Below are 12,323 nucleotides of genomic sequence, written 5' to 3'. Positions count from 1 at the left end.
AGGCAAGCAGGCGGATTTTCCGGGCACCGGGTTCGCCGGAACACTTGGACGGAAGCATGGATCAGCAGAGTTCTTCGGCCCGTTTCTGGTCCGAGTTCCGCGCGTTGCGGGACGCGGCAGCCGACGTGCCGTTGAAGGCCATGGTCACGCTCGCGAGGGAACAGGCCACCCCGGTGGTGGTGACCGACTCCACCATCAGCGGCTGGCTGAACGCCCGGGCCATACCGAGCACCGGGTACACGGAGTACGTCCTCGCCCTCGTCCGCCACCTGCACGCCGCGTCCGGACGGCCGTGGACCCGGGCCTCCGTCGACCACTGGTCGACGCTGCTCGCCGAGGCCCGGGCGGAGCAGGACGGACGGCGCGGCGTCCGAAGGACGGACTCCGCCACCACGCCGCCGACCCGGTCGCGCCGGACGAGCCCGACGAGCCCGAAGCACGGGCAGACCCCGCCGACCGCACCGACCGCGCCGCACACGCCCGACGGCCCGCCCCTGGGCGACCGGGCCAGACGGCACCTCTACTTCAAGATCGGCAGCAGCGCCGGCACGAAGTTCAACATGATCCCGCCGATCGCCCCGTCCCACCCCTCCGAGGACCTCTCGGAGTTCCTGACGGCACTGGAACGGGTCGGCGTCCCGCAGCACCAGCGCGACCCGATCCTCGCCCGCGCCGCCGACGTGGCCGCGGTGCCCGCCGGGAAACGGGCCGTGGACGAGGTTTTCGCGTTCGCGGCGGCGGTCGACGACGTGACCGACACGCTCCGCGAGCGCTCGGTGGGCGACGAGTTCGACTGCTTCGTCCTGGCCGACCTGATCGGAAGGATCTTCCTGATCGTGCGGGCGATGTGGCCCGACGACCCGACTTCGGCGTGCGAGGTGATGCGGGCGGTCCTGTACGCGCTCGCGGAGCGCCTGGACGTCCCGGAGAGCCTGCGGCGGGAGATCCAGGGGTTCGCCACCATGGAGCTCCCCACCGCCACGATCGACGAGTTCGCCGCTGCCGCGATCCGCCTCCAGGAGCTCTGCCACCGCCTGCTCTGACCGCGCGAGCCGCCCGTCACCGCCCCGCCGCCGTACGCGCACCCGTGCGCCCGTGCCTCGTGCCTCGTGCACCGTGCGCCCGTGCCCCTGTGCCCGGCTCCCCCGCCCGCGCCGGTCCCCGAGTCCGGCGCGGGCGGCCCCCTCCTACTTGCTGTGCACGATCTGGATCAGGTTGCCGCAGGTGTCGTCGAGGACCGCCGTGGTGACCGGGCCCATCTCCCTCGGCTCCTGGGTGAAGCGCACCCCGAGCGCGCGCAGGCGCTCGTACTCCGCCGGTACGTCGTCCACCGCGAAGGAGGTCGCCGGGATGCCGTCCCGGACCAGCGCCGTCTTGTACGGATTCACGGCGGGGTGGCCGCTGGGCTCCAGCAGCAGCTCCGTCCCGTCGGGGTCCTCCGGCGAGACCACGGTCAGCCACCGGTCCTCGCCGATCGGGACCTCGGTCTTCTTCACGAAGCCGAGCACGTCCGTGTAGAAGCGCAGGGCCTTGTCCTGGTCGTCGACGAAGACGCTGGTCAGATGGATCCTCACGGGGCCCTCCGGGGCATCGGGGCCTGAGCCGCCGGTCACGCTGCGCTCAGGGGCGTTCGGTGTCCAGATCATGAAACCGGGTGCGCCGACACCGCCCGACCAACGACACGCAGCCGGGCACGCAGCGCAGCCGAGCACGCCGCGGCCGCCCCGGCTGAAGTCCGCCGAAGAATTTCGCCACGGGATGTCGAGAACCCGCGCGCGGCTCCGTCCCAGGGGCGGACACGGCCACAATGGGCCGTACCTCACCAAGGAGAACACCATGGCCAAGTACCTGCTGCTCAAGCACTACCGGGGCGCGCCGGCATCGGTCAACGACGTGCCCATGGACCAGTGGGAGCCGGAGGAGGTCTCGGCGCACCTGCAGTACATGCGCGACTTCGCCGCCCGACTCGAAACCACCGGCGAGTTCGTCGACAGCCAGGCGCTCTCCCCCGGGGGCACGTTCGTCCGCTACGACGGCGAGGGGCGGCCGCCGGTCACCGACGGCCCGTTCGCGGAGACCAAGGACCTGATCGCCGGCTGGATGGTGATCGACGTCGAGACCTACGAGCGCGCGCTCGAACTGGCCGGCGAGCTGTCCGCGGCCCCGGGCGCCGGCGGGAAGCCCATCCACGAGTGGCTCGAACTGCGCCCGTTCTACGGCGTGCAGCCGACGGCCACCGAGTGAACGCGTCGCCGCTCCGGGAGCTGGTGCCCTCGGTGATCGGTGTTCTCGTCCGTCGCGGAGCCGACTTCGCGGCGGCCGAGGACGCCGTGCAGGACGCCCTGGTCGAGGCCGTGCGCGGGTGGCCGGACGACCCGCCGCGGGACCCCAAGGGCTGGCTGGTCACGGTGGCCTGGCGCAAGTTCCTCGACGCCCGCCGCGCCGACACCGCCCGGCGGCGGCGCGAGGAACTGGTCGAGGCCGAGCCCGTGCCCGAGCCCGACCCGGGCGAGGCGGTGGACGACACGCTTCAGCTGTACTTCCTGTGCGCGCACCCGTCCCTGACCCCGGCCTCGGCCGTCGCGCTCACGCTGCGCGCGGTCGGCGGCCTGACCACGCGGCAGATCGCGCAGGCCTACCTCGTGCCGGAGGCGACCATGGCCCAGCGGATCAGCAGGGCCAAGCGGACCGTCTCCGGCGTCCGGTTCGACCGGCCCGGCGACGTCGCCACGGTGCTGCGCGTGCTCTACCTGGTCTTCAACGAGGGCTACTCCGGCGACGTCGACCTCGCCGCCGAGGCCATCCGGCTCACCCGCCGACTGGCGGCCGGGACCGACCACGAGGAGGTCGCGGGCCTGCTCGCGCTCATGCTGCTCCACCACGCCCGGCGCCCGGCACGGACCGGCCCCGACGGCAGGCTCGTGCCGCTCCCCGAGCAGGACCGCAGCCTGTGGGACACCCGGCTGATCACCGAGGGCGTCGGGTTGCTCCAGGCCGCCCTCGCCCGCGACCGCCTCGGCGAGTTCCAGGCCCAGGCGGCCATCGCCGCGCTCCACGCCGACGCCCGGACCGCCGAGGAGACCGACTGGGTGCAGATCGTCGAGTGGTACGACGAACTGGTGCGCCTCACCGGCAGCCCGGTGGCCCGCCTCAACCGGGCCGTCGCGGTGGGCGAGGCCGACGGCGCGCGGGCCGGGCTGGCCGCCCTGGCGGGGCTCGACCCCGCCCTGCCGCGGCACGCCGCCGTCGCGGCGTACCTGCACGAGCGTGACGGTGATCCGGCGACAGCGGCCCGGCTCTACGCGCAGGCCGCCCGATCGGCGCCCAACATCCCCGAACGCGACCACCTCACACGACAGGCCGCCCGGCTCAACACGCAGCTGCGCGGCTGAGCCGGGCGGCCCGTCGGGGCCGGCCCGTCGGGGCCTGCTCGACGGTGCCGGCTCGACGGGGCCGGCTCGACGGGGCCGGCTCGGCGGGGCCCGGGCGCGCGCCGTCTCAGTGCCGGTGACCGCTCCGGTGACCGCCCTGGTGACCCGGCGCCGGCGCCGGGGTGCCCGCCGCCTGGCCCGGTTCGACCACCACGAACTGGCCCATCATGCCCCCGTCCTCGTGGTACAGCAGATGGCAGTGGTACATGTACGGGGTGTCCGGGTCGGCCGGGCCGTCGAACCGCATCGCGAGCCGCATCGTCGTGCCGGACGGGACGAACACGGTGTCCTTGGGCCCGCGCAGCTGCGGCGGCGGCTGCTCGCCATCCACCTCCAGGACCCTGAACTGCACGTCGTGGACGTGGAAGTTGTGCGGCATCCCGTTGTCGTTGCGCACCACCCACGTCTCGGCGGTGCCCCGGGTGACGACCTCGTCGATCCGGTCCAACGCCATCTTGCTGCCGTTGATCCCCGACATCCGGAGGTCGAAGGCCCGCTCGCGGACCGAGTCCGCACCGGTCGGGAGGGTCGACCGCACCAGCACGGCGGGCAGTTCGGGTGACGGCCGGAGACTGTCGGCGGCGCGCAGCTGCAGGATGTCGAAGGAGTCGTCGCCGCCGCTGAACCGCTGGTTCCAGAAGTCCGTCCCCGCGTCGGGCGGGAAGCTGCGCAGCACCGTCCGCTCGCCCGGCTTCATCCGCAGCACGATCTCGGCCCGTTCCCCCGGGGAGAGCTGGATCCGCGAGGTGCCGAACGGGCGCTCCAGCAGGCCGCCGTCGGTGCCGACGAGGGCGAAGCCGCGCCCGTCGGAGAAGCCGAAGCCGTAGACCCGGGCCGTGGAGGCGTTCAGCAGCCGCAGCCGGACCGCCTCGTCGCGGACGGTGCGGTAGGGGTCCAGGGTGCCGTTGACCAAGGTCCGGTCGCCGAGGAACCCGACGCTGCTCATCAGCCTGTGGTCGTGGTCGAAGGCGTTCCCGCCGTCGCCGCCGAACCGGACGTCCTGGACGATCACCGGCAGGTCGTCCACCCCGTAGGTGCGCGGGAGCCCCGGCAGTGCCGAGGCCTCCCGGTCGTCCAGGATGAACATGCCCGCCAGCCCGCGCTGGACGTGCTTCTCGGTCGCGCCGTGCGGATGCGGGTGGTACCAGAGGGTGGCGGCCGGCTGGTCGACGGTCCACTGCGGCGTCCACTCAGCGCCGGGCGCCACCATCTGGTGCGGCCCGCCGTCCATCCGGGCCGGGAGGTGCATGCCGTGCCAGTGGACGGTGGACGCCTCGGGGAGGGTGTTGCGGATCCGGACCTTGACCGCCTCGCCCCGCTTCGCGCGCAGCGTCGGCCCGAGGTAGCTCCCGTTGAAACCCCAGGTCGGGGTCGGACGCCCGGGCCTGAACCCGGTCTGCCCGGCCTGCATGTCGAGCTCGAACACCCGGGTGCCGTCCGGCTCGGTGGCGGAGTCGGCGAGCGGCGGCACGGCGAGTTCGTTGCGGAACTCCACCGCGCCGACCGTCGACACCCTGGCGCCGCTGTACAGCCAGTAGGCGCCGCCGGACAGGAGGACGGCGAGGGCGGCGACCGTCGCGCCGGCGATCCTGAGGATCTTCAAGGCGCTTCTGCGGGAGGGGAGTCGGAGTTTCGGCATACCCGTGACGCTAGGTTCGCGCCCCTCGCCCGGACATCGGGGACGGTCCCGCGCCGTACCCCGACCCGGCCCCTAGGTCGGCACGGGTCCGACCCTGAACCACGCGCCCCGGCCGCCCCTTTGAACCGCTCCCGAAGCGTCCCCGCGAGCGTTCCGTGCCGTCCGGGTGCGGGTCCGGATGCGGGTGGGGGTGGGGGTGCGAGTGGGGGTTCGAGCGCGGCGCGGGTTACCAAGGTCCGCACACGCTCGTTTTCCGGGGTGTGAAGACCCGAGCCCCCGCCGCCTTCGCGGCCGTCCTGCTGTCCGCCGGCCTCACCGCCGCCGCGGCGACCACGACATCGGCCGCGACCGTCGCCGAACCCGCCGCCGAACCCGCCACCAGCCTCCGGCTGACCGTCACCCACGGGGAGACCCCCGTCTCCGACGCTCCTCACCTCGCCACACTGGAGTGTCCGCCCGGCAGCGCGACCACCCACCCGGACCCGGCCACCGCGTGCCGCCTCGTCGACTCGGTCGACGGCGACCTCAGCCGTCTGAACGTCGACCCCGGCGTCTGCGCCGCCGTGTACGACCCGTACACCGTCACGGCCTCGGGCACCTACCGGGGCCGGCCGCTCTCCTTCCGGCACACGTACGGCAACCGCTGCACCCTGACCCGCGCCACCGGTGCCGTGTTCGACTTCTGACCTGCCCCGGCGGCGCCCCCGCCCCGGACGAACGGCCCCCGCCCGGGTCGTGCCCCGCCCAGCCCGGGCGGGGCACGACCCGGCCTGCTCTACCCGCCCCCTCCGCCCCCGCCCCCGCCCCCGCCCCCGCCCCCGTCCGAAACAGGCTGCCTCTCCCACCTGGTGTTCCTTGTTCAACCTGCTATCTTGCTGTGCATGGTACCTGGTATGACCGACCACGACGGCAGCGGCGCAGCGGACGGCGCGGTGGCCACCCAGCTGCGCAAGGGGGTGCTGGAGTACTGCGTGCTCGCCCTGCTGCGGGACGGCCCGCGCTACGGCGTCGAGCTGCTCCAGGAGCTCGGCCGGTTCCCGATGCTGGCGACCAGCCAGGGCACGATCTACCCGCTGCTGTCCCGGCTGCGCCGCACCGGGCTGGCCGACACCTTCCTGCGCGACTCGGCCACCGGTCCGTCGCGCCGCTACTACACCCTCACCCCCGCCGGCCGCAGCGCACTCGACGAGTTCGCCGCGCTGTGGCCCGCCTTCCGCACGGCCGTCGACCACGTCCTCACCCCGGGAGAACAGTGATGAACACCCCCATGGAGCGCCCCCTGGTCCGCGCCTACCTCGACGCGGTCACCCGGCACACCTCCGCGCTGCCCGGCGAGCGCCGCCGCGAGCTCCTGGCCGACCTGCGCGAACACATCGAGGTCGCGCTCGCCGAGCACGGATCCGCCGACGAGAACGCGGTGCGGCAGGTCCTCGACCGGCTCGGCCGCCCGCAGGACGTGGCCGGCGCCGCGCTCTCCGAGGAGGGCCAGGCCGGCCCCGTGTCGGAGAGCACCGGCCGCACCACCCTCACCCTCGCCCTCGCACTCGGCGCCCTCCCCCTGCTGGCGGTCCCGGCCGTCGGGCCCGCCCTCGCGCTCGCCGCCACCGTGACCGCCCTGGTCAGGATCTGGAAGTCCCCGCAGTGGGACCGCCGGGAGAAGAAGCAGGCGATCGTGCTGCTGCTCTCGCCGGCCGTGGTCACGCCGCTGATCGCCGCAGTCCTCTCGCTGACCTCGGGCGGCCTGGACCCGCTCGCCGTCCTCGCCGCCGGTCTGGTCGGCGTCTGCCTGCCCGTCCTCGCGGTGCTCCGGCTCGCCCGCTCCGCCGCCCGCCTCCGCGCCGACATCGGCACGGGTGCCGTCACCGCCTGACCCGCGCCGGCCACCCTTCCCCCCGGCCTACCCCGCCCTCTGCGCGGCGGCCCGCAGCCGGCCGCCGCCGGGGCACCGCCGCACCGTCACACCGCCGCTGTCGTACCCGTCCGCCACCATGGCGCCCGTGAGCGAGCGAGTGGAGCGAGTGGACGAGAACGACCAGGTCCGTGTCGCCGCCCACCGGAGCCGCACCGACCGCGCCGACCCCACCGCCGAGGCCACCGCCGACTGACCCGCGGCCGCAGGGCCGCGCGACCGACCGCCCACCGGCCCTGCCACGTCCGCCCGGTGACGACGGCGATCATGACCTGTGGAATGCTCGTCCCCGCCACCGCATCGGGGGGCAGTGCGCCGGGGACGGTGCATCGAGGGCAGGGGGAGAGCCATGGAGGTAGCGGAGCTGCTGCAGGACCACCACGAGCGGGCCTGGCGGAACGCCCACCGCCTCCAGCGCTGGGGCGTGAACCTCCTCGGGGTCCTGACCGTCGTCGGGTGGATCTGGGCCATCGGCCTCGCGTTCCTCCCCGCCGACGCGGGCAGCAGCGGCTCGTCCGACTGCGGATCGCCGGTGCTCGTCGACGACTCCCCGCGCGCCTACGCCCGCGACCGCTGCGCCCGCGTCATCGACGGACGCATCCGCGGCGCGGTCGGCCTCACGGTCCTGACCGTGCCGCTCTCCGCCGCCTGGATCTGGGGGGCAGTCACGCTCCGCCTCCAGCGCACCGAGGACACGGCCGCCGCCGACCGCCGATAGCACCCGCCGAGGCGGCGCCCCCGCCCCTCGCCGGACAACGCACCCACCGGCCACCCCAGCCCGCCCAGGCCTGGCCTGGCCTGGCTGCCCCCTGCTGCCCTGACCCGCCGCTGCCCGACTCCACCGGCGAACTCACAGGCCGCCCGGCCCACCCAGGCCTGCTTCGGACTTTGCAATTTGCTACTCGGCACCACGGCGCACCCCAGCGCCCAGCACCCAGCACCCGTCCCACCGACCGCCCGACCACCACGCGACCCGCCCGCCGGCCGCCAGCCACCGCCCACCGACCCCCGGCCGCCCTATCGGTCGGGGCCACAAGCCGCCGGGCCATGCTGCCCGGCACAGCACTTTGCAAAGTTCTTCTCGGCACCCTGGCGCGCACCCCAGCGCCCAGCGCCTACCAGCCACCGACCCGCCAGCCCACCGACCCACCGACCCACCGCCCACCGGGCGGCTCGTAGGTCGCCCGGTCGCCGGGTCGCCCGGCCGCCCGACTGGGCACGGGACTTTGCAAAGTATTTCGCCGACGCCGTACCGCCTGCGAGGCTGGACCCGATCCCGCCATCAGCGACCGACCGTTTCCCGCAGGAGTTGCGACGTGCACGACCTCACGTACGACGACATCAAGTCCGCCGCCGACCGGATCGCGGGGCAGGTGCGCCCGGTCGCGCTCGCCCCGGGGCCGGGCGGAGTGTGGCTGGCGCTGGAGCACCTCCAGCACACCGGCTCGTTCAAGGCCCGGGGCGCGCAGAACTTCCTCCAGGCCCACCGCGAGGCCGGCACCCTCCCCGACGCGGGGGTCACCATCGCCTCCGGCGGAAACGCCGGACTCGCCTGCGCCTGGGCCGCCCGGCAGCAGGGCGTCCGGGCCACCGTCTTCCTGCCCGCCAACGCGCCGCACGTGAAGGTCGCCCGGCTCCGCTCGTACGAGGCGGACGTCCGGCTGGTCGGCACCGAGTACGCCGAGGCCCTGGCTGCCTGCGAGGAGTTCGCCGCCGCCTCGGGTGCGCTCGCCAGCCACGCCTACGACCACCCGCTGATCGCGGCCGGGGCTGGCACGCTGATGGAGGAGATCAAGCAGCGGATCCCGGACCTGGACACGGTGGTGGTCGCCGTCGGCGGCGGCGGGCTGTTCGCCGGGGTGGCCACCGCGGCCCACCAGCACGGCGTCCGCACCGTGGCGGTCGAGCCGGAGAACTGCCGCGCGCTGGGTGCCGCGATCGCGGCCGGCCACCCCGTGGACGTCACGGTCGACTCGGTCGCCTCCGACTCCCTCGGCGCCCGCCGCGCCACCACCCTGGCCGTGCAGGCCGCCCGCCGGGGCGACGTCCACCCGGTGCTCGTGCCGGACGACGCCATCGTCCGCACCCGTCAGGCCCTCTGGGACCACCACCGCATCGCGGTCGAGCACGCCGCCGCGACCGCCCTCGCGGCCCTGCCCGCCGCCCCGGCCCGGGACGGCGCCGTCGGCACGGGCTACCGACCCGAGGAGGGCGAGAAGGTGTGCGTCGTCCTGTGCGGCGCCAACACCGACCTCCGCACCCTCGCCGACGACGGCGAGGGCACCGGCGACGGCAACGGCAACGGCAACGGCAACGGCAACGGCAACGGCAACGGCACCCGGAACGACTAGCCACAGCCGTCCGGCAGTTCACCCCGGATCAGCACGCGCCGTCGAGGGGTGGCGTCCGCGCCGCGCGGACGCCGCCCCACCCAGTCCGCATTCCCGAAAATTTAGGTAAGCCTTGCCTATGTTCTCTAGGATGCGAGACATGAAGAAGATCATCCGCACGTTAGCGGTCACCACCGCCGCACTGCTCCTGGCCGCCCCAGGCGCCGCCGCGACCCCGGCGGCCGCGGCGGCCGGTCCCGCCTCCGGTCCCGCCTCCGATCCCGTCACCGGTCCGTCCGAAGGTGCGGCCCGGCTCGAACTCCCGCGCCCCACCGGGGACCTGGCCGTCGGCCGGGACACCCTCCACCTGGTCGACCGGGCCCGCAAGGACCCCTGGGTGCCCACCGAGGACCGGGAGCTGATGCTCTCCCTCTACTACCCGGCGGTCGCCCGCACCGGCAGCCCCGCCCCCTACATGGCCGTCCCCGAGGCCAAGGCGCTGCTCACCGACCGGGGACAACTCGGCGAGTACGCCACCCCCGAACAGGTGGCGGCGACGCGGACCAACGCCCGCACCGACGCGGTACCCCGGATCTCCTCCCACCGCTACCCGCTGGTGGTGCTCTCCCCCGGCTTCACCATGCCGCGCGCCGCGCTGACCACCCTCGCGGAGGACCTCGCCAGCCGCGGCTACGTCGTGGCCGCGGTGGACCACGCGTACGAGTCGGACGGCACCGTCTTCCCGGGCGGACGGGTCCTCACCTGCAAGGCGTGCGAGCAGGTGTTCCCGGACGGTTCGCTGCACCGGGTGTCCGACGGCCGGGCCCGCGACGTCTCCTTCGTCCTGGACCGGCTCACCGGTCCGCGCGCCGCGTGGCGATACTCCTGGCTGATCGACGCCCGGCACATCGGCATGGCCGGCCACTCCATCGGGGGCGCGGCAGCCTCGGCCACCATGGCCGCCGACCCGCGCGTGGACGCGGGCGTCAACATGGACGGCACGTTCTTCACCCCGGTGCCCGAGACGGGCCTGGGCGGGCGCCCCTTCCTGATGCTCGCCGGCGACCCCGCCCTCCTGCCGCCGGACTTCCCGGACACGTCCTGGGAGGACACCTGGCCCCGCCTGGACGGCTGGAAGCGCTGGCTGACCGTCACCGGGGCGGGCCACCCCGGGTTCACCGACTGGCCCGTGCTCGGTGACGCGGCCGGCTACTCGCACCCGGAGACCCCGCTGTCGGGCACCCGCTCGCACCAGATCACCCGGGGTTACGTCGGCGCGTTCTTCGACCTCCACCTGCGCGGCATCCAGTCGCCCCGCCTGGACGGCCCGACGGCCGCCGACCCGGAGGTCGTGTTCCACCGCACGTGAGGTCCGCGACGAGGGCACCCGCGGCGCAGCGGGTGCCCCGTCCACCCGTACGGGACGCCCGTCGACTCGCACCGGAGACCCCGTCCACCCGCACCGGGCGCCCCGTCGACTCGCATCGGCCGCCCGTCCGCCCGCGGCGGGTCAGGCGTCCAGGGGCTGCCAGGCCGGGCCGTCCCCGTCCCGGCGGACGTGCCCGAACACGACGTCGGCGAAGTGGACGCCGAAGCCGATCGTGCCGGGCTCGGCCAGTTCGGCGACGAGGCGGCGGCGGTGTTCGGCGGTCCGGACGAGGTCGTGGTCGAAGGCCGAGGACCACTCGGGGTGGTCGATCTGGATCGGCGAGTGCACGGCGTCGCCGAAGGCGATCAGGCGCCGGCCGCCCCCGGTGATGACGTACTCGGCGTGCCCGACGGTGTGGCCCGGGGTGATCCGCACGCGGACGCCGGGGAAGATCTCCTCCCCGTCCGTGATCGTCCGCACGCGCTCGGCGAGGAGGGCGACCTGCTCGGTCAGGCCCTCGGCCTCCACGAGGTCGCGGCGCTCCCACTCCGGCTCGGAGACCAGGTAGTCGGCGCGGGTGAACAGGGGCCCGTCACCGTCGGGGGCGGGGTGGCAGGCCCAGCCGAGGTGATCGGAGTGGAGGTGGGTGAAGGCCACCGCCTCGATGTCCTCGGGGCCGCGCCCGAGTTCGGCCAGGCTGCGCAGGAACGCGGCCCCGTGGATCGTGCCGAGCGGGCCCTCCGGCGCTTCGAGCGTCTGCGGGCCGAAGCCGGTGTCGATCAGCAGTGCGCGGTCGCCGTGCTCGACCAGCAGGCCGCCGACGCTCCCGACGAGGTGGCCGGTGGCGTCCAGGTATTCGGGGTGCGCGGCCCACACCTCGTCGGTGCTGTCCGGCAGCAGTGGCAGCGGTCGGAGCCGCACGTCGCCGTCCGGCACGTAGGACACCTTGATGTCGCCCAGCCGTATCGAGCGGATGACCCCGGGCCGGCGCAGTCGCGCGTTCTGATCCACCGTCACATCAGCCATGGGTTCTCTCCTGTGGTCGTCATGGGGGGGGTGGTCGCCGCGTCTCCCGCGGCGACGACGCCAACCATAAGCATCAAGCTCGAATCATTCAAGCTGTAATTATTTGGCCTTGATGGACTTGTTAGACTGGGGGCATGACGACGTCCCCCGAGCCGCAGGCCATCGCCGAGCGGCAGCTGTGCGGACTGGTGAACGGACTGGCCCAGCGGATCGCCGAGCACGTGCGCGAGCGCGCCGCCACCCTGGGCCTCACCGCGTCCCAGGCGACCGCGCTACGGGAGATGAGCGGGCCGATGACCATGCGGGAGCTCTCCGAGCGCATGAGCTGCGAGCCGTCCAACACGACGTTCGTGGTCGACAAGCTGGAGAAGCAGGGCCTGGTCGAGCGCCACCCGCACCCCACCGACCGGCGCGCCAAGCACCTCGTCCTCACGGCCGGGGGCACCGCACTGCGCGGGCGTCTCCTCGACCTCCTCCACACGCACTCCCCGCTGTCCGGCCTCACCCCGGAGGAGCAGCGCGTCCTCCAGGGCCTGCTGGAGCAGGCCATCGCCACTCGGTGAGCCGCATGCCCAGCACGCCCCGCATGCCCGGCACGCCCGGGACGCCCTGATCACCC

General features: G+C 74.2%; 13 protein-coding genes. 10 read left to right on the top strand and 3 right to left on the bottom strand.

What is annotated here, in order from left to right; all coding sequences use genetic code 11:
- Positions 1–56 precede the first annotated feature (56 nt).
- A complete protein-coding gene (locus tag AC067J_RS17430) occupies positions 57–1,043 on the top strand; it encodes a hypothetical protein (protein WP_478300010.1) in 987 nt (328 codons plus the stop codon).
- A gap of 144 nt (positions 1,044–1,187) precedes the next feature.
- Here the strand turns inward: AC067J_RS17430 and AC067J_RS17425 are convergent, their stop codons facing one another.
- Positions 1,188–1,574, bottom strand: coding sequence for a VOC family protein (locus tag AC067J_RS17425; protein ID WP_478300008.1), 387 nt, complete (start codon positions 1,572–1,574; stop codon positions 1,188–1,190).
- 262 nt (positions 1,575–1,836) lie between these two features.
- Here AC067J_RS17425 and AC067J_RS17420 point away from each other — a divergent pair, with 262 nt between their 5' ends.
- Both AC067J_RS17420 and AC067J_RS17415 read left to right on the top strand, forming a co-directional pair.
- Positions 1,837–2,244: a YciI family protein gene (locus AC067J_RS17420; protein ID WP_478300007.1), complete on the top strand. Its 408-nt coding sequence runs from the start codon at positions 1,837–1,839 to the stop codon at positions 2,242–2,244.
- A complete protein-coding gene (locus tag AC067J_RS17415; RefSeq protein ID WP_478300005.1) occupies positions 2,241–3,392 on the top strand; it encodes an RNA polymerase sigma factor in 1,152 nt (383 codons plus the stop codon). The genes AC067J_RS17420 and AC067J_RS17415 overlap by 4 nt, the downstream gene beginning before the upstream one ends.
- 106 nt (positions 3,393–3,498) lie before the next feature.
- On the opposite strand, the gene AC067J_RS17410 is transcribed toward AC067J_RS17415, so the two are convergent.
- Positions 3,499–5,070 carry a multicopper oxidase family protein gene (locus AC067J_RS17410; RefSeq protein ID WP_478300003.1) on the bottom strand — a complete coding sequence of 524 codons (1,572 nt, stop codon included), beginning with the start codon at positions 5,068–5,070 and terminating at the stop codon, positions 3,499–3,501.
- A gap of 260 nt (positions 5,071–5,330) precedes the next feature.
- Between AC067J_RS17410 and AC067J_RS17405 the strand changes: the two genes are divergently transcribed.
- From AC067J_RS17405 to AC067J_RS17380, 6 genes are all read left to right on the top strand, one after another.
- Complete coding sequence (locus tag AC067J_RS17405) at positions 5,331–5,756, top strand: SSI family serine proteinase inhibitor (RefSeq protein ID WP_478300002.1); 426 nt, start codon at positions 5,331–5,333, stop codon at positions 5,754–5,756.
- Between the two features lie 207 nt (positions 5,757–5,963).
- The gene (locus AC067J_RS17400) at positions 5,964–6,326 is read left to right on the top strand and encodes a PadR family transcriptional regulator (RefSeq protein WP_478300000.1); all 363 of its coding nucleotides are present in this window, start codon (positions 5,964–5,966) and stop codon (positions 6,324–6,326) included.
- Positions 6,326–6,940, top strand: coding sequence for an HAAS signaling domain-containing protein (locus AC067J_RS17395; RefSeq protein ID WP_478299999.1), 615 nt, complete (start codon positions 6,326–6,328; stop codon positions 6,938–6,940). Before AC067J_RS17400 ends, AC067J_RS17395 begins: the two co-directional genes overlap by 1 nt.
- 388 nt (positions 6,941–7,328) lie before the next feature.
- Positions 7,329–7,697, top strand: coding sequence for a hypothetical protein (locus AC067J_RS17390; RefSeq protein ID WP_478299997.1), 369 nt, complete (start codon positions 7,329–7,331; stop codon positions 7,695–7,697).
- Between the two features lie 598 nt (positions 7,698–8,295).
- A complete protein-coding gene (locus AC067J_RS17385; protein WP_478299995.1) occupies positions 8,296–9,330 on the top strand; it encodes a threonine/serine dehydratase in 1,035 nt (344 codons plus the stop codon).
- A 139-nt stretch (positions 9,331–9,469) separates the two neighbouring features.
- Positions 9,470–10,678: an alpha/beta hydrolase family protein gene (locus tag AC067J_RS17380; RefSeq protein WP_478299994.1), complete on the top strand. Its 1,209-nt coding sequence runs from the start codon at positions 9,470–9,472 to the stop codon at positions 10,676–10,678.
- 141 nt (positions 10,679–10,819) lie between these two features.
- On the opposite strand, the gene AC067J_RS17375 is transcribed toward AC067J_RS17380, so the two are convergent.
- Positions 10,820–11,704: an MBL fold metallo-hydrolase gene (locus AC067J_RS17375; RefSeq protein ID WP_478299993.1), complete on the bottom strand. Its 885-nt coding sequence runs from the start codon at positions 11,702–11,704 to the stop codon at positions 10,820–10,822.
- A gap of 134 nt (positions 11,705–11,838) precedes the next feature.
- Here AC067J_RS17375 and AC067J_RS17370 point away from each other — a divergent pair, with 134 nt between their 5' ends.
- On the top strand, positions 11,839–12,267 hold the full coding sequence (locus tag AC067J_RS17370; RefSeq protein WP_478299991.1) for a MarR family winged helix-turn-helix transcriptional regulator: 429 nt from the start codon (positions 11,839–11,841) through the stop codon (positions 12,265–12,267).
- The last annotated feature ends 56 nt before the right edge of the window (positions 12,268–12,323 follow it).

This window comes from Kitasatospora sp. NPDC042419 (genome assembly GCF_056437345.1).
The sequence above is the reverse complement of the archived record's forward strand: the minus strand, read 5'-3'. Positions and strand labels throughout refer to the sequence as shown.

Excerpts from the sequence above, each read along its gene's own strand:
- AC067J_RS17430 (WP_478300010.1), top strand. The coding sequence starts at position 57 with ATGGATCAGCAGAGTTCTTCGGCCCGTTTCTGGTCCGAGTTCCGCGCG.
- AC067J_RS17420 (WP_478300007.1), top strand. The coding sequence starts at position 1,837 with ATGGCCAAGTACCTGCTGCTCAAGCACTACCGGGGCGCGCCGGCATCG.
- AC067J_RS17410 (WP_478300003.1), bottom strand. The coding sequence starts at position 5,070 with ATGCCGAAACTCCGACTCCCCTCCCGCAGAAGCGCCTTGAAGATCCTC.
- AC067J_RS17400 (WP_478300000.1), top strand. The coding sequence starts at position 5,964 with ATGACCGACCACGACGGCAGCGGCGCAGCGGACGGCGCGGTGGCCACC.
- AC067J_RS17395 (WP_478299999.1), top strand. The coding sequence starts at position 6,326 with ATGAACACCCCCATGGAGCGCCCCCTGGTCCGCGCCTACCTCGACGCG.
- AC067J_RS17390 (WP_478299997.1), top strand. The coding sequence starts at position 7,329 with ATGGAGGTAGCGGAGCTGCTGCAGGACCACCACGAGCGGGCCTGGCGG.
- AC067J_RS17380 (WP_478299994.1), top strand. The coding sequence starts at position 9,470 with ATGAAGAAGATCATCCGCACGTTAGCGGTCACCACCGCCGCACTGCTC.
- AC067J_RS17375 (WP_478299993.1), bottom strand. The coding sequence starts at position 11,704 with ATGGCTGATGTGACGGTGGATCAGAACGCGCGACTGCGCCGGCCCGGG.
- AC067J_RS17370 (WP_478299991.1), top strand. The coding sequence starts at position 11,839 with ATGACGACGTCCCCCGAGCCGCAGGCCATCGCCGAGCGGCAGCTGTGC.